Here is a 22859-nt window from a genome sequence, read left to right on the forward strand (position 1 = left end):
CGGCCCTGGCCGGCATCGCCACCGGGACGGGGCGGCATGTTGCCGGGCGAAGCGCCGGGACGCGGCGCACCGGGCCGGGGCGCCCCGGGGCGGGGCACCGGGCGCGGGATCGGCCGGTCGACGGGCTGCGCGGACGAGAACGGGTTGTTGCCGACGCGCGGGGTGCGCACGCCGGGCTTCGGCGCCGGACCGGGGCGCGGACCCGGCGTCATGCCGGGTTGGGGTCCGGGCTGGCCGGCCGGCTGGCCGGGCGCGGGCGGCTTTGGCTGCCCGGGCTGTCCCGGTGAGGGGCGGCCGGGCACCGGCCCGGGACGGGCCGGCGCTTCGGTGGGCGCGGCCGGGGCGGCCTGCGCCGTGGCCGTCGTCGCTGCGCCGGCGGCCTCGCCATTGCCGATGGCCTTGTCGAGTGCCTGGTCGAGCGATTTGTCCGGTCCCCGGACGGGAGCCTTGGCGGCCGCCTTGGCCGCGGTCTTCTGGGGAGCCGCCTTGCCGCCCCCGAAGGATTCGCGCAGTCGACGAGCGACCGGCGCCTCCACCGTTGACGATGCGGATTTTACGAATTCGCCCTGTTCATTCAGCCGGGCGAGGACTTCCTTGCTGGTGACACCGAGTTCCTTAGCCAACTCGTGTACGCGGGCCTTACCTGCCACTACATCTCCTGTCTATGAGGCGACAGTCGTGGGGCCGCGCCTCGGGTTTAGCTATGACGCATGGTCATCGGGACTTCACGGTGTGCTCATGTTCTTTGCTGCCTCTTCTGTTGGTGCCGAGACGATCGGGCGCGCCTAGAGACTCTAGGTGCTCGACCACCGCGGACACGTCCGGGGAACCGGCGATGCGCAGCGCTCTGGTGAAAGCCCGCCGCCGAATCGCCTGTTGCACGCACTGCGATGCGGGATGCAGCCACGCACCCCGCCCCGGCAGGCTACTCCTGGTGTCAACGATCACGGCATATTCGCCGTTCCCGCGCGACACAGCCACTACGCGAAGCAGTTCGACGACCAACTCTCGCTTCCGGCACCCGACACACGTCCGGACGGGTCCGTCCACACGCCTGTGCGCCGAGACCGAAGGCTCACGCTGGATCACGGCTCAGTCTAGCGTCACTTACCCGATCGTCAGAACCGCCCGACGGTGCTGGGCGCTCTCCCCCGCGGCCGCCCTGGCGGGCGGGGTTGCTGCGCTAACGCTCGTGCGCCATCGGATGGGTGGCGCCGTGTTCGGGGTGAGCTTGCGAATGCGCCTCGGAACCACCCGGCGTATCGCCGCGGATGTCGATGCGCCACCCGGTGAGGCGGGCGGCCAACCGCGCGTTCTGGCCCTCCTTGCCGATGGCCAGCGACAGCTGGAAATCGGGCACCACCACGCGGGCGGCCCGCGCGCTCTGGTCGATGATCGACACGGAGACCACCTTGGCCGGTGACAGGGCGTTGGCGACGAAGCGCGACGGGTCGTCGTCGTAGTCGATGATGTCGATCTTCTCCCCGGACAGCTCGCTCATCACGTTGCGCACCCGCTGTCCCATCGGGCCGATGCAGGCCCCTTTCGCGTTCAGGCCGGGAACATTGGATTTCACCGCGATCTTGGAGCGATGGCCGGCCTCGCGCGCGACCGCGACGATCTCGACCGAGCCGTCGGCGATCTCGGGAACCTCCAGGGAGAACAGCTTGCGCACCAGGTTCGGATGCGTCCGCGACAGCGTGATCATCGGCTCACGGGCGCCGCGGGTCACACCGATCACGTAGCACCGCACCCGGTTGCCGTGCTCGTAGCTTTCGCCGGGGACCTGTTCGGCCGCCGGGATCACGCCCTCGGAGGCCTTGGTTTCGGTGCCCATCCGCACCACCACCAGACCGCGGGCGTTGGCGCGGCTGTCCCGCTGGATGACGCCCGCGACGATCTCCCCCTCCCGGGTGGAGAACTCGCCGTAGGTGCGCTCGTTCTCCGCGTCCCGGAACCGCTGCAGCATGACCTGCCGCGCGGTGGTCGCCGCGATGCGGCCGAAACCCTCGGGGGTGTCGTCCCATTCGCTGATGACGTTGCCGTCCTCATCGGTCTCGCGGGCGACGACCTTCACGACACCGGTCTTGCGGTCGATCTCGATGCGGGCGTCGTTCTGGTGGCCCTCGGTGTGCCGGTAGGCGGTGAGCAGCGCCGACTTGATCGTCTCGAGTAGCTCGGTGACCGAGATGCCCCGATCCACCTCGATGGCATGCAGCGCCGCCATGTCGATGTTCATCAGCGCCGCTCCTTCCTGTCGGCCTGGCCCGCCAAGTCCAGCTCCGCCTGGGCGGGGGGCGAAAACTCCACCTGGACAACGGCTTTGGCGATATCGGCGAGCGGAATGTCGCGCACCCGGTAGTCACGGCCTTCGCGGACCACCAGGGCGACCGCGTGATCGTGGGTCTCGCCGACGCGCCCCGTCAGCCGCGAACCGTCCGACAGGTCCACGTCGACCTTCCTGCCACGGGCGCGGCGGAAGTGTTTGGCACTGGTCAGCGGGCGGTCCACGCCCGGCGAGCTCACCTCGAGCACATACCGGTCCCGGATGCCGTCCATGCCGTCCAGCAAAGTCGACGCTGAGCGCGACAGCGTCGCGATGGTGTCCAGGTCGAGCGCGTCGTCACCGTCGGCGACCACCATGATCCGCGGGGGGCGCGTCCGGGCGTCGATGACCACGTCTTCGATCTCGTATCCGGCGCGCGCGAACTCATCACCGAGTAGCTCGATCACCTGCGTCTGCGAAGGTAGCCCGGTGGTCACGGCGAGCTCCTCATCTTGAGTTGTCCGGTCAGCTGGAGGGTGTCGCCGCCCCGTGGTTTGGGGGCGGCTCCAGTGTCCTGGCGGAACGCGAGGGCTGCCGTTCCGCGAGAGCCAGCTATCAACGATACGCCAGGAATCGCCTCTGACGACCCGATCGCGCCTGGCTTCGTAACCGCCTCCGCGCCGATGGCAGGATGTGGTTGTGGCTAGCGCAGTTCCCCCCGTCAACCGGCGTGGTGTGCTCGCCGGCGGCGTGGCTCTGGCGGCGCTCGGGCTGGGGCTCGTCGTCTCGCTGGCCGACGAGCTGGTGATCTTGCCGGCTGCCCGCGAGATCTCCGTCGACAGCGCGCGGGCATGCGCGGCGCGTTGATTCGCCACCACCGCCAGCGCGGCGGCGATCTGCGGTGGATTGCCGACGGCCGCTGCGGCGGCACCGGCCAGCGCGCTGTCCTTGCGGGCCTGATCCAACGGCCCCAGCAGCTCTTCGACGGCCGGGGGCTTCGGCGGGGATTCGCCGCAGGCGGAGGTGACCACCCCGAGCGCGGCCGAGCCGCCGGGACCGCCGCCGCCCCCACCCCCGGTGTCCGACGTGATCAACGCGTTGCGGGCGTCGGCGGACAGCGCCAGCCGCCTGGTGGCGGGGGAATCGGGCTACCGGGCCGGGCTGCTGGCGTCGATCATCGCGTCCTGCACGGCCTCGTACACGGTCGCCCTGGTGCCCGGGGGGCCCTCGATATGAGCTCCGGCAAGGACGCCGACAACGCGGCGCTGTGCGACGCGCTGGCCATCGAACACTCGACGATCTACGGCTACGGCATGGTCTCGGCGCTGTCGCCGCCCAGCGTGAACGGCATGGTGGTGGAGGCCCTGTTGCAGCACCGGCAGCGCCGCGACGACGTGATCGCGATGCTGACCGCCCGCAAGGTCAACGCCCCGGTCGCGGCCCCGGGCTACCAGCTGCCGATGCTGATCGGCAGTGCCGCGGACGCGGCGCGGCTGGCCGCCCGGATGGAGAACGACTGCGCGTCGGCGTGGCGGGTGGTGATCGAGCACGCCGAGACGGCCGACGACCGCGCCTTCTCCTCGACGGCTTTGACGCAGAGCGCCGTGATGGCCGCCCGCTGGAACCGCGTGCTGGGCGCGTGGCCGATCACGACGAGCTTCCCGGGCGGAAACGACTAGCGCCGCAAGGGGTTTCGCGCATTACCCGCTCAGCGCGGCCGTGACGTCGGTGGCCAGCGACGGCCCGGTGGCCAGCTCGCGCGTCTGGCCGGCGAAGCGGTCACGCAGCTCGACCACGCCGTTGCCCCAGCCGCGGCCCACCACCAGGATCCAGGGCACGCCCAGCAACTCGGCGTCCTTGAACTTCACCCCCGGCGACGCCTGGCGGTCGTCGAGAAGCACCTCGACGCCCAACCGGTCCAGGTCGGCGGCGAGCTCGGTGGCTCCGGCCCGCGCGTCCGCGTCCTTGTTGGCGATCACCAGGTGCACGTCGAACGGCGAGACGGACGGGGGCCAGCGCAGGCCCAGCTCGTCGTGGTGTTGTTCGGCGATCACCGCCACCATCCGCGACACCCCGAAGCCGTAGGACCCCATGGTCAGCCGCACCGGCTTGCCGTCCTCACCGAGCACGTCGGCGGTGAAGGCGTCGGTGTACTTGCGGCCGAGCTGGAAGATGTGCGCGACCTCGATCCCCCGGGCCGACACCAGCGGGCCGGCGCCGTCGGGGGACGGATCACCGTCGCGCACCTCGGCGGCCTCGATGGTGCCGTCGGCTGTGAAATCGCGTCCCGCCACCAGGCCGACGACGTGTCGGCCGGGCTCGTCCGCCCCGGTGATCCAACTGGTGCCGTCCACCACCCGCGGGTCGACCAGGTAGCGAACTCCGTTGTCCCGCAGCGCTTTCGGGCCGATATAGCCCTTCACCAGGAACGGATACCTGGCGAAGTCGCTGTCGTCGAGCAACGCGTATTCGGCCGGCTCCAGCGCCGCGCCCAGCCTCTTGTCGTCGACCTCGCGATCGCCCGGCAGCCCGATGGCCAGCAGCTCCCACTCCCCGCCGGGCTGCCGCACCTTGAGCAAGACGTTCTTCAGCGTGTCCGCGGCGGTGACGGTGCGGCCGAGGTCGGCGGTGTTGGCCCAGTCCACCAGCGTGGCGATGGTCGGGGTGTCACCGGTGTCGTGGACCACCGCCTCGGGCAGGCCATCGACGGGCTTGGCCTCCGGGCGGGCGGTGACGACGGCCTCGACGTTGGCCGCATACCCGGATTCCAGGCAGCGCACGAAGGTGTCTTCGCCGACCGGGCTTTCGGCCAGGAACTCCTCGGAGGCACTGCCGCCCATCGCTCCCGAGACCGCGGACACGATCACGTAGCGCACCTGGAGCCGATTGAGGATGCGCTGGTAGGCCTCCCGGTGCGCGTGGTAGGCGGCCTTGAGCCCGGCGTCGTCGATGTCGAACGAGTAGGAGTCCTTCATCACGAACTCGCGCACCCGCAGGATCCCCGCCCGCGGGCGCGCCTCGTCGCGGTACTTGTTCTGGATTTGGTAGAGCAGCACCGGAAAGTCTTTGTAGGAGCTGTATTCGCCCTTGACGGTCAGGGTGAACACCTCTTCGTGCGTCGGCCCGAGCAGGTAGTCGTTGCCGCGGCGGTCCTTGAGCCGGAACACGCCGTCGCCGTATTCGGTCCACCGGTTCGTCGTCTCGTACGGCGCGCGCGGCAGCAGGGCGGGAAACAGGATCTCCTGCCCGCCGATCGCGTTCATCTCCTCGCGGACGACCCGCTCGATCCGGCGCAGCACCCGCAGGCCGAGCGGCAGCCAGCTGTACAGCCCGGGCGCGACGGGCCGTATGTAGCCGGCCCGGATCAGTAGCTTGTGGCTGGGCACTTCGGCGTCGGCGGGATCGTCGCGCAACGTGCGCACAAAGAGCTCGGACATCCGGGTGATCACAGCGGGCCAGCCTAACTTGTCAGGGGTGGGCGCCTGGCAGCCGAGGACCCATGCCAGGATCCGCGGATTTGATATCGCCCGCGCTATCGAATCCGGCGCAAGGACATTGGAGTTGGCCGCCAGGGGCGGCCTGCCGCCTTACAGCTCGCCGGCGTCGATCGCTTCCTTGACCTCTTGCGCGTGGGCCACCTGCGCCGGCGTGTAGCCGATCAGCAGCGCCGCACCGCCGACGTCCTCCGCCACCCCCGCCACCCATAGCAGGCCGTAGGTATAGCCCTGGTCGAGCGCGTGCAGCTGGAGGTCGTTCATGACCTTCACCGGGCCGGTCGTGCCGCCCAGGTACAGCGTGCGGGAGGTGATGACGGCCTGGATGACCGCGAGCACCAGCGGGCCGCCGAGGCTCTGCAGCATCAACGCGATCGCCGACACCGGGCCGATCTGGTCGAAACCGACCCCGGCGATGGCCGACAGCGTCAGCGGGACGACGCAGATGCCGATGCCGATGCCGCCGACGATGATGGGCAACACCAGGTTGGGGAAGTAGGGCACCCCGCGGTGCATGAAGCCCCAGCCGTAGAGCATCGCCCAGAACAGCAGGATGCCGCCGCCGATGGTCAGCACCCGCGGCGAGAACCGCGACACCAGTTGTGAAGACACTCCCAGGCCGATCCCCATCGCGATGACGAACGGGATGAAGCCGACGCCGGCGCGCAGCGCGCTGTAGCCGAGGATGTCCTGCACGTACAGGCCGATGCACACGGTCAGGCTGAACATCAGGCCGCCGGCGAGGAAGATCGCGGCGAAGGTGACCAGCCGGTTGCGGTCGCGGAACAGGCTGAAGGGGACGACGGGGTTTTCGGCGGTGCGCTCCACGATGATGAATGCCAGCGCCGCGCCCATCGCCACTACGCCCGAGCCGATGGTGGTGATCGACACCCAGCCCTTCTCCGGCCCCATCGAGAAGGCGTAGACGGCCGCGGTGCACGCCAGCGTGGCCAGCATGGCCCCCGTCGCGTCGAGTTTCATCCGCTCGCGGTTGGTCTCGCGCAGCGCGGTGCGGGCCAGGTAGATCATCACCAGCCCGATCGGCACGTTCACCAGGAAAGCCAGCCGCCACGACACCTCGGTCAGCGCCCCGCCGACCACCAGGCCCATCACCGAACCGATGGCGGTCATCGCGGCGAACACCGCCGTCGCGAAGTTACGGGCCGGACCCTTCGGGAACGTGGTCGCCACCAGCGCCAGCCCGGTCGGCGAAGCGATGGCGGACCCCACGCCCTGTGAGAGCCGCGCGATGACCATGGTCGCCTCGTCCCAGGCGACCGCACACAAAACCGAGGAGATGGTGAACAGCGCGACGCCGACGATGAAGGTGCGCTTGCGCCCGATGGTGTCGCCCAGCCGGCCGCCCAGCAGCATCAGCCCACCGAACGTCAGCACGTACGCGGTGATCACCCAGCTGCGGCCCGCGTCGGACAAGCTCAGTTCGTTCTGGATCCTGGGCAGCGCGACGATCGCGACGGTGCTGTCCATGGTCGCCAGCAGCTGCATACCGCCGATGGCGATCACGGCCGCGATGAAGCGGCGGGAAGGCAGCCAGGCCGGGTAATACTTGCTGATGCGCGTGGAGGCGGTCTCCGCCGGGCGCGAGGAGCGCGCCGGGGCCGGACGATCGGGGCGCGCGGACGTGAAGTTCCGCATCGCGCGCTCGGTTTCGTTGAGGGCCGTCATAAAGGGTTACCTTACAGTAATCTTAAGAATCGTTTAAAGCCCGAAAGCGGCCACCGGCCCGATCACGATGATCGCGGGAGGTCGGATGCCCTCGGCGCGGATCTTTTCGGGCGTGTCGGCGAGAGTAGCCCGCAAAGTCTGCTGATCGGCCGTCGTCCCATGCTGGACCACCAGCACCGGAGTATCCGCAGGTCGACCGCCCTTTATCAGCACGTCGGCGAAAAGTTCGATGCGTTCCACGGCCATCAGCAAAACGATGGTCCCCGACATCGCGGCCAACGCATTCCAATTCACTAACGATTCGGGATGATCGGGCGCCAGATGGCCGCTGACCACCACGAATTCGTGATTTGTGGCCCGGTGGGTGACCGGAACGCCTGCGAGGGCCGGCACTCCTATGGCGCTGGTCACACCTGGCACGACGGTGACCGGGATCCCGGCGTCGACGCACGCCAGCACTTCCTCGTAGCCGCGGGCGAAGACGAACGGGTCCCCGCCCTTGAGGCGGACGACGAACTTCCCGGAGCGGGCGCGCTCGATCATGACGTCGTTGATGGCGTCCTGCGCCATCGCCCGCCCGTACGGGATCTTGGCGGCGTCGATGACCTCCACATGGGGCGGCAGCTCGGCCAGCAGCTCCGGCGGCGCCAGCCGATCGGCCACGACGACGTCGGCGTGTGCCAGCAGCCGGCGCCCGCGCACTGTGATCAGTTCGGGGTCACCCGGGCCGCCGCCGACGAGTGCCACCCCGCCGCGCACGACGTCGGAGCTCACCGCGCTGTCCTGGGCGATGAGCCCGGTTTGCAGCGCCTCCCGGATGGCCGACCGGATCGCGGCGGAGCGGCGGTGCTCGCCGCCGGCCAGCACGCCGACCGATAACCCTTCGTAACGGAAGGACGCCGGCGTCACCGCTGTCCCCTCCACGGCGATGTCGGCGCGAACGCAGAACAGGTGGCGGCGTTCGGCCTCGGCGACGACGGCCGCGTTCACGTGCGGGTCGTTGGTGGCGGCGATGGCGTACCAGGCGCCCTCGAGGTCACCGTCGCGGTATTCCCGCAGGGACAACGTGATTCCGGTCATCGCCTCGACCGACCTGGTGGCGCTGCGGGAGATGACGTGGACGTCGGCGCCGCTCGCGATGAGCAGGGGCAGCCGGCGCTGGGCGACCGAGCCGCCGCCGACGACGACGACCTTCTTGCCGGCCAGGCGCAGTCCGGCGAGGTAGGCGTTCTCGGTCACCGGGCAAGCCTAGTGGCGACCGCGAGCGCGGCGGGACGCCGGGCGAAGCGGGTCGCCACCATCAGACCCAGTGGCGATCGCGAGCGCGGCGGGACGCCGGGCGAAGCGGGTCGCCACCATCAGACCCAGTGGCGATCGCGAGCGCGGCGGGACGCCGGGCGAAGCGGGTCGCCACCATCAGACCCAGTGGCGACCGCGAGCGCGGCGGGACGCCGGGCGAAGCGGGTCGCCACCAGCAGAACTAGTGGCTGTTGTTTTTCGGCCCGGCGCGGCGGGCGGCCGCGTGCGCGACGAATCGCGCGACGGCTTGCGGCGCCGCGGCCGGATGGGTGTGCAGGTACGACGCGTGCACGCCGGCGTGCACGACGCCGTCGCGCACGGCGTCCACGTCGTTGCCCCGGTACACCCACGCCGGCTGGTAGCTGTCGCTGAAAGTGACTGCGGTGCGGTGAAATTCGTGCCCAACCGCCCGCTGTCCGGCGGCGTAGAGCGGCGAGTCGGCCACCGCGACGGCGTCGCGATAGGCCAGCGTCAGGTGCGGGGTGAACCGCGCCGACCCCGCCAGCACGCCGCACATCGGATGGCCGTCGAGTTCGCTGGCCAGGTAGATCAGGCCGGCGCATTCGGCGTGGATCGGCGCGCCCGCGGCGGCCAGCTCGTTGATCTGGCGGCGCACCACCTCGTTGGCCGAGAGTTCGGCGGTGAACTGTTCCGGGAAGCCGCCGGGCAGCACCACCGCGTCGGTGCCGTCGGGCAATGGGTCAGCGAGCGGATCGAATTCGGCCACGTCGGCGCCGGCGGCGGAAAGCAGCTCGGCGTGCTCGGCGTAGGCGAAGGTGAACGCCTTCCCCGCGGCCATCGCCACGGTGGCGCGCCCGCCGGGTGCCTCCCCCACCGCCGTCGCCGGGTCCCACGCCGAAGCCCCGCGGCCGGCGGCGACCGCCGCCACGGCCGCCAGGTCGACGTGGCGCGCGACCAGGTCGGTCATCGCCTCGACCGCAAGCCGCGCACGCCGCCCGTACTCCACCGCGGTGACGAGGCCCAGATACCTTGTGGGCAGCTCCAATTCGGCGGCCCGCGGGATGGCCCCCAGCACCGCGACGCCGGTCTGCTCGCAGGCCTGCCGTAGCACGTGTTCGTGCCGGGCCGAACCGACCCGGTTGAGGATCACGCCGCGGACCCGCGTCGCGACATCGAAGGTCGAAAACCCGTGCAGCAGTGCCGCGATGCTGTGGCTCTGCCCGCGGGCGTCGACGACCAGGATCACCGGCGCGCCCAACAGGCCGGCCACGTGCGCGGTGGAACCCTCGGCGGGGCCGGTCGAGACCGGGCCGATCCGCCCGTCGAAGAGCCCCATCACCCCCTCGATAACCGCGATGTCCGCGCCGCCCGCGCCGTGCGCGTACAGCGCGCCGACGAGGTTCTCGCCGACGAGCACCGGGTCCAGGTTGCGGCCGGGACGTCCGGCGGCCAGGCCGTGATAGCCGGGGTCGATGAAGTCGGGGCCGACCTTGAACGGCGCCACGACATGACCCGCGCGCCGCAGGGCGCCGATCAAACCCGTTGCGACCGTTGTCTTTCCGCTGCCCGACGCCGGAGCGGCGACGACGACGGCGGGGACACTCACCACTCGACGCCCTTCTGCCCCTTGCGCCCCGCGTCCATCGGGTGCTTGACCTTGGTCATCTCGGTGACGAGGTCGGCGGCCTCGATCAACCGCTCCGGGGCATCGCGACCGGTGATGACGACGTGCTGATGGCCGGGGCGCGCCAGCAGCGTGTCCACCACCTCGTCGACGTCCACCCAGCCCCATTTCAGCGGGTAGGTGAACTCGTCCAGCACGTAGAAGTCGTGGCGCTGCCCGGCGAGGCGGCGCGCGATCTCCGCCCACCCGTCGGCGGCGGCCGCCGCGTGATCGAGCTCGCTGCCCGCCTTGCGGGACCACGACCACCCCGCGCCCATCTTGTGCCATTCGACGGGCCCACCGACGTTGTGCTGCTGGTGCACCTGACCGAGTTGGGCGAACGCGGCCTCCTCGCCCACCTTCCACTTGGCGCTCTTGACGAACTGGAACACGGCCACGGAGAGCCCGGCGTTCCACGCGCGCAACGCCATTCCGAACGCCGCGGTCGACTTGCCCTTGCCCGGGCCGGTGTGCACCGCCAAGACCGGGGTGTTGCGCCGGGCCCTGGTGCTCAGCCCGTCGTCGGGCACCTGGACCGGTCGGCCTTGTGGCATCAGCGGTTACCTTTCTCAGGCCGCGTTTCGCACGGCGCGCGTCAGGGAGTCCGCGTGCAGCTGTTCGAGGCGCACGGCCGGCGCGCCCAGCTGGCGGGCCAGCCGCTCGGCCAAGCCCAGTCGCACATAAGACGTTTCGCAGTCCACGACCACCGCGGCGGCGCCCTCGGCCACCAGGCGGGCGGCCGCCGCCCGGCTGCGGCCCAACGGGTCCGGTCCGGCCGTGGCCCGGCCGTCCGTGAGCACCACCACCAGGGACCGCCGGGCCCGATCACGCGCCTTCTCCCGAACGATCAATTCGCGCGCCGCGAGCAGGCCTTCGGCCAACGGGGTCTTGCCGCCGGTGTCGAATCGGGCCAGCCGCCGGCCGGCGATGTGCGCCGACGAGGTGGGCGGCAGCAGCAGCCGCGCCTCGTGCTGGCGAAACGTGATCACGGCGACCTTGTCGCGGCGCTGGTAGGCATCGCGCAGCAGCGACAACGTCGCCCCGCTGACCGCGGCCATGCGGTCGCGCGCCGCCATCGAACCCGAGGCGTCCACGACGAAGATGACCAGGTTGCCTTCGCGCCCCTCGCGGATCGCCCGTCGCACGTCGTCCGGGCCCGGGCGCAACGGCCCGGCGCCGGCCCGCTCGGCGGCCGAGAGCAGGGTGGCGAAGAGGTGTAGGCCGTGCGCGCCGGAGTTCGTGTCGCCGCCGTCGGCGGCCGCGATCACGCTGCCGGTGGCGTTGCGCGCCCGCGACCGGCGCCCGGGCGCGCCGTCGCCAACCCCGGGCACCGTCAACGCCCGGGCGCGAAAGGTTTTCGACGGCGGCGCGCTGGGGCGCGGCGGTTGCGGCTTCTGGGCCGCCGATGAATTTGGTTGCTCCGCAGCGCCTTCCGCGGACTGCCCGCCGCCCGGCGGGTCGGGGTCCGGCTCGGGCTCATCGTCACCGGCTTGCGCCAGCGCCTGATCGAGCTGGTCGCGGTCGATGCCCGGATCGTCGAACGGGTCGCGGCGGCGCCGATGCGGCAACGCCAGCTCGGCGGCCACCCGGACGTCCTGCTCCTCGACGGCCTTGGCTCCCCGCCACGCGGCGTGTGCGGCGGCGGTGCGGGCCACCACCAGATCGGCGCGCATCCCGTCGACGTCGAACGCGGCGCACACCGCTGCGATGCGCCGTAATTCGTTGTCCGGCAGCACCACCTCGCCGACCAGCGCGCGCGCGTCCGCGATGCGCCGGGCCAGTTCCGCCTCGGCGTCGGCGTATCGCTCGACGAACGCGTCGGGGTCCGCCTCGTAGGCCATGCGCTGCCGGACCACCTCCACGCGGACGTCGACATCGCGCGACGCGTGCACGTCGACGGTGAGACCGAACCGGTCCAGCAACTGCGGACGCAGTTCGCCCTCCTCCGGGTTCATGGTGCCGATGAGCACGAACCGGGCCTCGTGCGAATGGGAGATGCCGTCGCGTTCGACGTGCACCCGGCCCATCGCCGCGGCGTCGAGCAGCACGTCCACCAGATGGTCGTGGAGCAGGTTGACCTCGTCGACGTAGAGCACGCCGCCGTGCGCGCGAGCCAGCAGCCCCGGTGAAAATGCGTGCTCGCCGTCGCGCAGCACCCGCTGCAGGTCCAGCGAGCCGACCACCCGGTCTTCGGTTGCGCCGAGGGGCATTTCGACGAGGCCGGCCCCGTCGCCGTTGGTCGCGGCCGCCAGCAGCGCGGCCAGGCCACGCACGGCCGTCGACTTCGCCGTGCCCTTCTCGCCCCGGATCAGCGCACCGCCGATCTCCGGGCGCACGGCGCACAGCAGCAGCGCGAGGCGCAGCTGCTCGTGCCCGACGATCGCGCTGAACGGATACGGCTTCACGCTAGCTCCGTGAGGCCCGAGCCGGGCCCGCCCGACGACGTCGCGGGCGGGATGTCCGCCTGGGGCGGAGCTGGTCGCGAAGGCTTGAGCATCGGCACGTGGGGAATGCCGTCGTCGACGAAATCCTCACCCGCGCGGACGAATCCGTGTTGGGCGTACATGTCGGCCAGGTATGTCTGCGCGTCGATCCGGCACGGGTAGTCGCCCACCTCGGCCAGGGCGGCGCGCAGCAGCCGGGTGGTGTGGCCCTGCCCGCGCGCGCTGCGTTTGGTGCACAACCGGCCGATCCGGAACGACTTCTGGCCGCCGGCATGTTCCTCCATCAACCGCAGCGTGCAGATCACCTCGCCCTCGGGGGTCTCCAGCCAGAAGTGCCGGGTTTCGGCGAGCAGGTCGCGCCCGTCCAGCTCCGGGTACGGGCAGGCCTGCTCCACCACGAACACCTCGACTCGCAGCTTCAGCAGCTCGTAAAGGGTACGGGCACCAAGGTCTTTGGCCCAGGACCGACGCAACGCTTCACTCATGACCGGATCCCCGAATCGGACCTCAACCCCAGCACCTCGGTGCTCCAGCACCACACCTCGTCGTACAACGCCGGCTCGCGGGAAAGCTCGACGCCCAGCGACGGCACCATCTCCTTGAGCCTCGGCAGCCAGGAGCCGTAGCGGCCGGCGAAGCAGCGCGCGAGCACCTCGAGCATGGCGGACACGGCCGTCGACGCCCCCGGCGAACCTCCCAGCAGCCCCGCTATGCTGCCGTCGGCGGCGGCCAGCACGGTGGTGCTGAAGTCCAGCACGCCCCCCTTGCGTCTGTCCCGCCGGATCACTTGTACCCGCTGACCGGCGACCGTCAGCTCCCAGTCGGAATCGACTGCGCTGGGGGCGAATTCGCGCAGGGTGGCGATGCGGTCGGGTTCGGACAGCCGCAGTTGGCCGAGCAGGTAGTTGACCAGCGTCAGCTGGGTGAGGCCGACCCCGAGCATGGACAGCGCGTTGTCCGGTTTCACCGAGCGCGGCAGGTCGGACAGGCGGCCGTGTTTCAAGAACTTCGGTGACCACCCCGCGTACGGCCCGAACACCAACCATGACTTGCCGTTGACGAAGCGCAGGTCCAGGTGCAGCGCGCCGAGCGGTGGGGCCCCCGGCGCCGGAACCCCGTACACCTTGGCCCGGTGGGCGGCGGTGAGCGCCGGATTGTCGGTGCGCAGGAACCGGCCGCCGATCGGGAACCCGGCGAAGCCCCTGACCTCCTTGATGCCGGACTTCTGCAGCAACGGCAGCGCGTCGCCACCGGCGCCGACGAAGACGAATTTGGCGTTCAGCCGGTGCTTTTCGCCGGTGCGGCGATTGCGAACCAGCAGCGTCCAGCTGCCGTCCGATTGCCGGGTCAGATCGCGGACCTCGTGGCCGAACAGCGCGCTCGCCCCGTCCTGCACGCAGTAGCCGATGAGCTGGCGGGCCAGCGCGCCGAAGTCGACGTCGGTGCCGTGGGGGGCCCAGTTGAGCGCGGTCGGTTCGGCGAAGCCGCGCTTGGCGGCCATGAACGGCAGCCGGCGGGCGAACTCGTCGACGTCGTCGATGAATTCGGTGCCCGCGAACAGCGGGTTGGCAGCCAACGCCCGTTGCCGGCGGCGTAAGAACTCGACGCGCTGCGCCCCGCGCACGAAACTCACGTGCGGGATCGGGTTGCAGAAGCCGGTATCGGTCAGGATCCCGTTTTCTACGGCGTAGGCCCAGAATTGCCGGGTCACCTGGAACTGCTCGTTGATCCGCACCGCTTTGGTGATGTCGATCGAGCCATCGGGATTTTGCGGCGTGTAGTTGAGCTCGCACAGCGCCGAGTGCCCCGTGCCGGCGTTGTTCCAGGGACTGCTGCTCTCCGCGGCGACGGCGTCCAGCCGTTCGACAATGGTCATCGACCAGTCCGGCTGCAGCCGGCGCAGCAACGCACCGAGCGTCGCGCTCATGATGCCCGCGCCCACCAGCACGACGTCAGTCCGTGCGGTTCGGGCTAGCGACGACAACTGCTCCTGGTCCTTCCCTCGACTGCGCCGGTCCCCAGGCTATCCCGAGGACAACCGGGCGCGAACGGCGTGCGGCTCCCGGCGACCAGCAAAACCTCTAAGCTGGCCTCGTGACTGGCTGGGTGCCCGACGTCCTGCCCGGTTATTGGCAGCGCACCATCCCCCTCGGGCCCGACCCGGTCGGCGAGGGCGAGATCGTCGCGACGCTGATCCGGCGCGGCGAGCCCACCGACCCCACGGGGACCGGCCACGCGGTGCTCGCCGTGCACGGCTACACCGACTACTTCTTCAACACCGCGCTGGCCGATCACTTCGCCGATCGCGGCTTCGCCTTCTATGCGCTGGACCTCCAGAAGTGCGGCCGTTCACGCCGCGACGGTCAGACGCCCCACTTCATCACCAACCTCGATGACTACGACGCCGAGCTGGAACACGCGCTGGCGGCCATTCGCGACCAAGACCGGCCCGCCAAGGTCCTGGTGTACGGCCATTCCTCCGGCGGGCTCATCGTGTCGTTGTGGCTGGACCGGCTTCGCCGGCGCGATGCGGCGGCGCACGCCGGCATCGGGGGTTTGGTGCTCAACAGCCCGTTCCTGGACCTGCACGGCCCGGCGGTCCTGCGCCACTCCGTGACCTCGACGCTGATCGCGGGCCTGTCCCGGGTTCGGTCCAAGGGGGTGGTCCGGACGCCGACCGAGGGCGGCTACGGCACCACGCTGCACCGCGACTACCACGGCGAGTTCGACTACAACCTGCAGTGGAAACCGGTGGGCGGCTTCCCCATCACCCTCGGCTGGCTGCACGCCATTCGCCGCGGCCACGCCCGGCTGCACCGCGGACTGGACGTCGGGGTGCCCAACCTGATCCTGCGTTCGGATCACACTGTGCGAGAAACCAGCGACGCGGCGTCCATGCAACGCGGCGATGCGGTTCTCGACGTCACCCAGATCGCCCGACGGGCCGGCTGCATCGGGAACCACAGCACCATCGTTCCGATCGACGACGCCAAACACGACGTTTTCCTGTCGCTGCCGCAGCCGCGGCAGGCGGCCTATCGCCAGCTCGACCGCTGGCTGGACCACTACCTCAACGCCGACCGCACATCTTCGAAGAAGGGGTGACGGGGTGGAGACCTACGACATCGCGATCATCGGAAGCGGCTCGGGCAACAGCCTTCTCGACGATCGCTTCAACGGTAAACGAGTTGCGCTCTGCGAGCACGGCACGTTCGGCGGCACCTGCCTCAACGTCGGCTGCATCCCGACCAAGATGTTCGTCTACGCCGCCGAGGTCGCCACGACGATCCGGGACGCCGCGCGCTACGGGGTCGACGCGCACGTCGACCGGGTGCGCTGGGACGACATCGTCTCGCGCATCTTCGGGCGCATCGATCCGATCTCGATGAGCGGGGAAGACTATCGCCGCGCGTCGCCCAACGTCGACTTGTACAGCCGGCACGCCCGATTCGGGCCGGTCCAGCCCGACGGACGCTACCTGTTGCGCACCGACGCCGGTGAGGAGTTCACCGCCGACCAGGTGGTGATCGCGGCGGGGTCGCGGCCGGTCATCCCGCCGGCGATCCTCGACTGCGGCGTCGCCTACCACACCAGCGACACGATCATGCGGATCCCGGAGTTGCCCGAACACCTGGTGATCGTCGGGAGTGGCTTCGTGGCAGCGGAATTCGCGCATGTCTTCTCCGCCCTCGGCGTGCGCGTGACGTTGGTCATCCGCGGCAGCTCGATGCTTCGACACTGTGACGACACCCTCTGCAAACGCTTCACCCGCATCGCGGCGGCCAAATGGGAACTTCGCACCCACCGCAACGTCGTGGGCGGCACCAGCCACGATTCCGGCGTCGCCCTGCAACTGGACGACGGATCGACCCTTAACGCGGACCTGCTCCTGGTCGCGACCGGGCGCGTGCCCAACGCCGACCTGCTGGACGCCGAACAGGCCGGCGTCGACGTCGAGAATGGCCGGGTGGTGGTCGACGAATACCAACGCACCTCCGCCCGCGGGGTTTTCGCTCTCGGCGATGTCTCCTCGCCGTACCAGCTCAAGCACGTCGCCAACCACGAGGCCCGTGTCGTGGGGCACAACATCCTCCGCGACTGGGACGACACCGATGCGATGGTCACCACGGATCACCGCTACGTGCCATCGGCGGTATTCACCGATCCCCAGCTGGCGGCCGTCGGCCTGACCGAAAATCAGGCAATGGCAAAGGGATTCGACGTATCCGTCGCTATACACGACTACGGTGACGTCGCCTACGGTTGGGCCATGGAGGACTCTACCGGGATTGTCAAGCTAATCGCCGAGCGAAGAACCGGGCGGCTGCTGGGCGCGCACATAATGGGTCCCCAGGCGTCATCGATCATCCAGCCGCTGATCCAGGCGATGAGCTTCGGGCTGACCGCCCCGCAGATGGCCCGCGGGCAGTACTGGATTCATCCCGGGCTGCCGGAAGTGGTCGAGAACGCGCTGCTCGATCTGTACTAGTGGCGATCGCCAGCGCGGCGCAGCCGGGCGCAGCGGGTCGCCACCATCGGGCTCGTGGCGATCGCCAGCGCGGCGCAGCCGGGCGCAGCGGGTCGCCACCATTCGGCCTAGTGGCGATCGCCAGCGCGGCTCAGCCGGGCGCAGCGGGTCGCCACCATCGGGCTCGTGGTCAGCGCCCCGAACGTTTGAGTGGCCCCTTGCCGTCCTGGCACTCGGGGCACAGCCCGTGCAGCGTCAGCCCCGCCGCCTCCGAGAGCGCGAAGGAGCTGCCCGCCATCGCGTGCTCGAGGGCCGAGCTGAGCTGCCGGGCGGGCACCTCGATGATCGAGCCGCACGACGTACACACGGCGTGGTGGTGTGGCGCGGTGGCCATCCCGTAGGTGGTGACACCGCCGTCGAGGGTCAGCGCGTGCAGCATCCCCTGCCCGACCAGGGTGGTCACCGTGCGATAGATGGTCGCCACGTCGGGGGCATGGGCGCCGTGCGGCAACGCGGCGCGCACCCGCTCGTGGATTTCCGCGACCGGCAGGTGCCCGTCGACTGGCTCGAGCACCGCCAGCACCTGAATGCGCGAGGACATCCGCCGCAGCCCCCGGGCGCGCAGCAGATCACCGATCCGCGCGGCGACGGAAGGGTCCAGAACCGACGGCTTCGGCGTCACCCGCCCAGTGTCGCGCCGCCCGGCGGGGCGCGCCAGTTTTCGGCCGAATTCACCTCCCGCACCGGGCGCCGGGTTTCCTGCGAGCGACTTGCATCTAGTCGGCGAACGCACATACAGTCGACCCGGTTGTTCCCTCATGCCGGAAGGACCACAGTGGCCGGTACTGAGCCCGACTGGCGGCCGTCATGGACGACCAAGCTTCGCACCGCCTTGACGGCGGCGGAGTGGTGGCGTCTCGCCTCGATGCTGGCGGTCATCGTCGCGCTCCATCTGATCGGCTGGCTCACCTTGGTGGCCCTGGTGGCCCCGGCGCAACTGAGCCTCGGCGGCAAGGCATTTGGTGTGGGCATCGGGCTGACGGCGTACACCCTGGGCATGCGGCACGCTTTCGACGCCGACCACATCGCCGCCATCGACAACACCACCCGCAAGCTGATGAACGACGGACAGCGACCGCTCGCGGTCGGGTTCTTCTTCTCGCTCGGACATTCCACGGTGGTCTTCGCGCTGGCGGTCCTACTGGCCTCCGGAGTCAAGACGATCGTCGGGCCGGTCCGGGACGACTCGTCGGCGCTGCACCACTACACGGGGCTGATCGGCACCGGCGTCTCCGGTGTGTTCCTCTATGCGATCGCCCTCCTCAACGTCGTCGTGCTGGTGGGCATCCTGCGGGTGTTCGCCCGGCTGCGCCGTGGCGACTACGACCACGAAACCGACGGCGCCGAACTGGAACGGCAGCTGGACAGCCGCGGCCTGATGAACCGGTTTCTCAGCCGCTTCACCAGATCGATCACCAAGTCGTGGCACTCCTACCCCGTCGGGGTGCTGTTCGGACTCGGCTTCGACACGGCGACCGAGATCGCGCTGCTGGTCCTCGCCGGCACCAGTGCCGCCGCCGGGCTGCCCTGGTACGCCATCCTGTGTCTGCCGGTGCTCTTCACCGCCGGGATGTGCCTGCTGGACACCATCGACGGCTCGTTCATGAACTTCGCCTATGGCTGGGCCTTTTCCAACCCGGTCCGCAAGATCTACTACAACATCACCATCACCGCTCTGTCGGTAGTGGTCGCGCTGCTGATCGGCAGCGTCGAACTCCTCACGCTGTTCGCCGAGCAATTCGGCTGGCGCGGCCCGTTCTGGAACTGGATCGGCGGGTTGGACCTCAACACCGTCGGCTATTTCGTCGTGGGCGCGTTCGTCATCACCTGGGCGGCCGCCGTACTGTTCTGGCGCTACGGCCGGCTGGAACAGAAGTGGACGCCCTCCCCCTGACACTGCTGCGCACGCGGGGCGTTCGGTGTAGAACAGTGCTCATGAGACCGCGGCGGACGCCGGTGATCGGCGGTGCATGAGCTGTCGCTCTGTGAAGCGATCGCCGATGTGGCCAAGACCCATGCCGACGGCCGGCACGTCGACGTGGTGCGGGTGCGGATCGGCGCACTGCGCCAGGTGGTGCCCGAATCGCTCTCGTTCTGCTGGACGCTGGTGCGCGACGCCGAGAACATGCCGGAGGCCGAGCTGGAACTCGAGTGCGTCGGCGCCGAGGTGAGCTGCCGCGCCTGCGGCCGGCGATCGGAGATCACATCCGCCTGGTCGATCTGGTGCCCGCGGTGCGACAGTTCCGACGTCGAGGTGCTGCACGGCAACGAGTTCTTGGTTACGTCGCTGGACGTCTCATGAAAAGCGCTTTTTCCGAACGGATTTGACCATGGGCAGATTTCATCGGCATGACGACGGAACGGTGCACTCCCACGAGCACGACGATCCGGATCACCGGCACGGCGACCACGGCGAGTACCGGACCGGCAAGCAGCGGGTCGACGTGCTGGAGGCGATCTTCGCCGAGAACGACCTCCTCGCCGACGCCAACCGGGCGGCGTTCGAAGACAACGGGGTGCGCACGCTGAACCTGATGAGTTCGCCGGGATCGGGCAAGACGACCATCCTGCAGGCCACGCTCGACGAGCTCGCCGGCGAGCTTGCCATCGGGGTGATCGAAGGCGACATCGCCACCGATCTCGACGCGGCCAAGCTCCGGGGGCGTGGCGCCCAGATCTCACTGCTCAACACCAGCAACGGTTTTGGCGGCGAATGCCATCTCGACGCGCCGATGGTGAATCGCGCCCTGCCCGGTCTCGACCTTCCCGCGCTGGACCTGGTGATCATCGAGAACGTCGGCAACCTGGTCTGCCCGGCGGAGTTCGACGTCGGCGAGCACGCCAAGGCCATGGTGTACTCGGTGACCGAGGGCGAGGACAAGCCGCTGAAGTATCCGGTGATGTTCCGTTCCGTGGATGTGGTGCTGCTCAACAAGATTGACTTGGTCCCCTACCTCGACGTGGACGTCGACGAATACATCGCCCACGTGCACAAGGTCAATGCGACCGCGGCAATCCTGCCGCTGAGTGCGCGCACCGGAGCCGGGATGGCCGCATGGTTCGGCTGGCTGCGGCGATTCGCCGCCGGGCCGGCGGCCTGACCGCCCCTTCTGCAAGCGATTCGCATGATTTTCCGGCCGCGGGCCCGGTCGCCTCCCCCCGCGCCGCAGACCGAAAAATTATGCAACGGTTGTCTAACTAGTTGGTGCCGCAGAACCGTTGACACGCTCGGCGGCGAGGAGTAGACCCAAAAATTAGCGCTGCGCAAGTGGGCCGACGGTCGACTCCGGCGGCGCAGGGGTCTCAGCCCGGCCCCGGAAAGCTGCAGCATGCCAACAGAAGCAGCAGTCAAAGCAGAAGAAACGTTGATCCACGTTCTCTGGATTAATGCGGGGCTCAGTTGTGACGGCGATTCGGTGGCGTTGACTGCCGCCACCCAACCCTCGGTCGAGGAGATCGCCCTGGGGGCTCTACCGGGGCTTCCGAAAGTCGCTGTGCACTGGCCCCTAATCGATTTCGAGTGCGGCCCCAATGGCGGGGCAGACGACTTCCTGTCGTGGTTCTTCAAGGCCGATCGCGGCGAGCTGGAACCCTTCGTGCTCGTCGTCGAAGGATCCATCCCCAACGAGAAGCTCAAGGACGAGGGCTACTGGTGCGGGTTCGGCAACGACCCCGCGACCGGCCAGCCGATGACCACCAGCGAATGGCTCGACCGGCTGGCGCCCAAGGCCACCGCGATCGTCGCGGTCGGCACGTGCGCCACCTACGGCGGCATCCACGCCATGGCCGGCAATCCGACGGGGGCGATGGGCGTACCCGACTATCTCGGGTGGGAGTGGAAGAGCAAGGCCGGCATCCCGATCGTGTGCGTGCCGGGCTGCCCGATCCATCCCGACAACCTGTCCGAGACGCTGACCTACCTGCTCTACATGGCGACCGGTCAGGCGCCGATGATTCCGCTCGACGATGCGCTGCGGCCCAAGTGGCTGTTCGGCAACACCGTCCACGAGGGTTGTGACCGGGCTGGGTACTACGAGCAGGGCGACTTCGCCACCGAATACGGATCGCCGAAATGCATTGTGAAACTGGGCTGTTGGGGCCCGGTCGTCAAGTGCAACGTGCCCAAGCGCGGATGGATCAACGGTGTCGGCGGCTGCCCCAACGTGGGTGGCATCTGCATCGGATGCACCATGCCGGGGTTCCCCGACAAGTTCATGCCCTTCATGGACGAACCGCCGGGCGGCAAGTTATCGAGCACCGCGTCGGGACTGTACGGCACCGTGATTCGCAACCTGAGGGGTATCACGGGACGCACCGTCGACAAGGAGCCGCGCTGGCGCCACAACGGCGATCAACTAACCACCGGGGCGCGCCGCACCTGGTAGGCCACCTCGGCTACCGGGTCGGCGCGCTTCGTTCTCATCACTGGAGCCCCTGGGGGCGGAGAGCGGTACTGCAATGGCAACCATCACCCCTGAACCCATGCACGCCAAGCGGGAACCCGGCCAACTCGTCGACATGGCCTGGGACCCCATCACCAGAATCGTCGGCAGCCTGGGTATCTACACCAAGATCGACTTCGAGAACCGAGAGGTCGTCGAGTGCCACAGCACCTCGTCGATTTTCCGCGGCTACTCGATCTTCATGAAGGGCAAGGATCCTCGCGACGCGCACTTCATCACCAGCCGCATCTGCGGGATCTGCGGCGACAACCACGCCACCTGCTCGTGCTACGCGCAGAACATGGCCTACGGCGTCAAGCCGCCGCACCTGGGCGAGTGGATCGTCAACCTGGGCGAGGCCGCGGAATACATGTTCGACCACAACATCTTCCAGGAGAACCTGGTCGGCGTGGACTTCTGCGAAAAGATGGTCTCCGAGACCAACCCGAGCGTTCTCGCCCTGGCGGAGAAGACGCCTGCCCCGCAGGCCGGCGCGCACGGGTACCGGACGATCGCCGACATCATGCGCTCGCTCAACCCGTTCACCGGCGAGTTCTACCGCGAGGCGCTGGCGGTCAGCCGCTGGACGCGAGAGATGTTCTGCCTCATGGAGGGCCGCCACGTGCACCCGTCGACGCTGTACCCCGGGGGGGTCGGCACCGTCGCGACCATCCAGCTGATGACCGACTACATGACCCGGCTGATGCGCTACGTGGAGTTCATGAAGAAGGTCGTGCCCATGCACGACGACCTGTTCGACTTCTTCTACACCGCGCTGCCCGGTTACGAGAAGGTCGGACTGCGCCGCACGCTGCTCGGCTGCTGGGGCTCTTTCCAGGACCCCGAGGTGTGCAACTTCGCGTACAAGGACATGGAGCGCTGGGGCAACGCGATGTTCGTGACCCCGGGCGTGGTGGTCGACGGCAAGCTGGTCACCCACTCGCTGGTCGACATCAACCTTGGCATCCGGATCCTGTTGGGCAGTTCGTATTACGACGACTGGACCGACCAGGAGATGTTCGTCAAGACCGATCCGCTGGGCAACGCCGTGGACCGGCGGCACCCGTGGAACCAGC

Annotated in this window: 21 protein-coding genes and 2 pseudogenes; 9 read left to right on the forward strand and 14 right to left on the reverse strand. The window is 69.3% G+C overall.

Annotated elements, in window-relative coordinates:
- The 5 genes and pseudogenes from A9X03_RS19780 to A9X03_RS30445 form a co-directional block, all read right to left on the reverse strand.
- A partial coding sequence (locus A9X03_RS19780; protein WP_197696109.1) for a translation initiation factor IF-2 N-terminal domain-containing protein occupies positions 1 to 650 on the reverse strand: 650 nt, incomplete at its 3' end.
- A 64-nt stretch (positions 651 to 714) separates the two neighbouring features.
- The gene (locus A9X03_RS28675; protein WP_197505048.1) at positions 715 to 1089 is read right to left on the reverse strand and encodes a YlxR family protein; all 375 of its coding nucleotides are present in this window, start codon (positions 1087 to 1089) and stop codon (positions 715 to 717) included.
- A 94-nt stretch (positions 1090 to 1183) separates the two neighbouring features.
- Complete coding sequence (nusA, locus tag A9X03_RS19785) at positions 1184 to 2239, reverse strand: transcription termination factor NusA (protein ID WP_067759949.1); 1056 nt, start codon at positions 2237 to 2239, stop codon at positions 1184 to 1186.
- Complete coding sequence (rimP, locus tag A9X03_RS19790) at positions 2239 to 2763, reverse strand: ribosome maturation factor RimP (RefSeq protein ID WP_067759954.1); 525 nt, start codon at positions 2761 to 2763, stop codon at positions 2239 to 2241. Before rimP ends, nusA begins: the two co-directional genes overlap by 1 nt.
- A 177-nt stretch (positions 2764 to 2940) precedes the next feature.
- Positions 2941 to 3360: pseudogene (locus tag A9X03_RS30445) on the reverse strand (hypothetical protein); the annotation flags it as partial.
- Here A9X03_RS30445 and A9X03_RS28685 point away from each other — a divergent pair.
- Both A9X03_RS28685 and A9X03_RS19800 read left to right on the forward strand, forming a co-directional pair.
- Positions 3323 to 3502, forward strand: a pseudogene (locus A9X03_RS28685) (hypothetical protein); the annotation flags it as partial. The pseudogenes A9X03_RS30445 and A9X03_RS28685 overlap by 38 nt on opposite strands.
- A complete protein-coding gene (locus A9X03_RS19800; protein ID WP_067749147.1) occupies positions 3499 to 3945 on the forward strand; it encodes a ferritin-like domain-containing protein in 447 nt (148 codons plus the stop codon). The pseudogene A9X03_RS28685 and the gene A9X03_RS19800, both read left to right, overlap by 4 nt.
- A 21-nt stretch (positions 3946 to 3966) precedes the next feature.
- On the opposite strand, the gene A9X03_RS19805 is transcribed toward A9X03_RS19800, so the two are convergent.
- The 8 genes from A9X03_RS19805 to mqo all read right to left on the reverse strand — a co-directional run bounded on the left by A9X03_RS19805 (position 3967) and on the right by mqo (position 14797).
- Positions 3967 to 5715, reverse strand: a complete 1749-nt coding sequence (locus A9X03_RS19805; RefSeq protein WP_068016382.1) for a proline--tRNA ligase — start codon at positions 5713 to 5715, stop codon at positions 3967 to 3969.
- A gap of 138 nt (positions 5716 to 5853) precedes the next feature.
- Positions 5854 to 7446, reverse strand: a complete 1593-nt coding sequence (locus A9X03_RS19810; RefSeq protein WP_068262564.1) for an MFS transporter — start codon at positions 7444 to 7446, stop codon at positions 5854 to 5856.
- A 33-nt stretch (positions 7447 to 7479) separates the two neighbouring features.
- Positions 7480 to 8685 (reverse strand): uroporphyrinogen-III C-methyltransferase, encoded by a 1206-nt coding sequence (gene cobA / locus A9X03_RS19815; RefSeq protein ID WP_067779285.1) that lies wholly within the window; start codon positions 8683 to 8685, stop codon positions 7480 to 7482.
- A gap of 241 nt (positions 8686 to 8926) precedes the next feature.
- The gene (locus A9X03_RS19820; RefSeq protein WP_082950489.1) at positions 8927 to 10315 is read right to left on the reverse strand and encodes a cobyrinate a,c-diamide synthase; all 1389 of its coding nucleotides are present in this window, start codon (positions 10313 to 10315) and stop codon (positions 8927 to 8929) included.
- Positions 10309 to 10923 carry a cob(I)yrinic acid a,c-diamide adenosyltransferase gene (cobO, locus tag A9X03_RS19825; protein ID WP_067749117.1) on the reverse strand — a complete coding sequence of 205 codons (615 nt, stop codon included), beginning with the start codon at positions 10921 to 10923 and terminating at the stop codon, positions 10309 to 10311. Before cobO ends, A9X03_RS19820 begins: the two co-directional genes overlap by 7 nt.
- Positions 10924 to 10938: 15 nt before the next feature.
- Positions 10939 to 12774 carry a VWA domain-containing protein gene (locus tag A9X03_RS19830; RefSeq protein ID WP_068262567.1) on the reverse strand — a complete coding sequence of 612 codons (1836 nt, stop codon included), beginning with the start codon at positions 12772 to 12774 and terminating at the stop codon, positions 10939 to 10941.
- The gene (locus A9X03_RS19835) at positions 12771 to 13298 is read right to left on the reverse strand and encodes a GNAT family N-acetyltransferase (RefSeq protein ID WP_067749111.1); all 528 of its coding nucleotides are present in this window, start codon (positions 13296 to 13298) and stop codon (positions 12771 to 12773) included. The genes A9X03_RS19830 and A9X03_RS19835 overlap by 4 nt, the downstream gene beginning before the upstream one ends.
- The gene (mqo, locus tag A9X03_RS19840; protein ID WP_082974541.1) at positions 13295 to 14797 is read right to left on the reverse strand and encodes a malate dehydrogenase (quinone); all 1503 of its coding nucleotides are present in this window, start codon (positions 14795 to 14797) and stop codon (positions 13295 to 13297) included. The genes A9X03_RS19835 and mqo overlap by 4 nt, the downstream gene beginning before the upstream one ends.
- A 110-nt stretch (positions 14798 to 14907) precedes the next feature.
- Between mqo and A9X03_RS19845 the strand changes: the two genes are divergently transcribed.
- Entirely contained in the window at positions 14908 to 15918 is a 1011-nt protein-coding gene (locus A9X03_RS19845) for an alpha/beta hydrolase (RefSeq protein WP_068262570.1), read from the forward strand.
- 4 nt (positions 15919 to 15922) lie between these two features.
- Positions 15923 to 17302 carry a mycothione reductase gene (gene mtr, locus A9X03_RS19850; protein WP_068262573.1) on the forward strand — a complete coding sequence of 460 codons (1380 nt, stop codon included), beginning with the start codon at positions 15923 to 15925 and terminating at the stop codon, positions 17300 to 17302.
- Positions 17303 to 17471: 169 nt separating this feature from the next.
- Here the strand turns inward: mtr and A9X03_RS19855 are convergent, their stop codons facing one another.
- Positions 17472 to 17963, reverse strand: coding sequence for a Fur family transcriptional regulator (locus tag A9X03_RS19855; RefSeq protein WP_068262576.1), 492 nt, complete (start codon positions 17961 to 17963; stop codon positions 17472 to 17474).
- A gap of 153 nt (positions 17964 to 18116) precedes the next feature.
- Here A9X03_RS19855 and A9X03_RS19860 point away from each other — a divergent pair, with 153 nt between their 5' ends.
- The 5 genes from A9X03_RS19860 to A9X03_RS19880 all read left to right on the forward strand — a co-directional run.
- Entirely contained in the window at positions 18117 to 19235 is a 1119-nt protein-coding gene (locus A9X03_RS19860; protein ID WP_068262579.1) for a HoxN/HupN/NixA family nickel/cobalt transporter, read from the forward strand.
- A gap of 72 nt (positions 19236 to 19307) precedes the next feature.
- Entirely contained in the window at positions 19308 to 19643 is a 336-nt protein-coding gene (locus tag A9X03_RS19865; protein WP_067749096.1) for a hydrogenase maturation nickel metallochaperone HypA, read from the forward strand.
- A 28-nt stretch (positions 19644 to 19671) separates the two neighbouring features.
- Positions 19672 to 20442: a hydrogenase nickel incorporation protein HypB gene (gene hypB, locus A9X03_RS19870; protein WP_068262582.1), complete on the forward strand. Its 771-nt coding sequence runs from the start codon at positions 19672 to 19674 to the stop codon at positions 20440 to 20442.
- A gap of 228 nt (positions 20443 to 20670) precedes the next feature.
- Entirely contained in the window at positions 20671 to 21726 is a 1056-nt protein-coding gene (locus A9X03_RS19875) for a hydrogenase expression protein HypE (RefSeq protein ID WP_067749089.1), read from the forward strand.
- Positions 21727 to 21799: 73 nt separating this feature from the next.
- A partial coding sequence (locus A9X03_RS19880) for a nickel-dependent hydrogenase large subunit (protein ID WP_197696112.1) occupies positions 21800 to 22859 on the forward strand: 1060 nt, incomplete at its 3' end.

The sequence above is a fragment of the Mycobacterium sp. E1715 genome, from assembly GCF_001667625.1.
Classification (GTDB): Bacteria; Actinomycetota; Actinomycetes; order Mycobacteriales; family Mycobacteriaceae; genus Mycobacterium.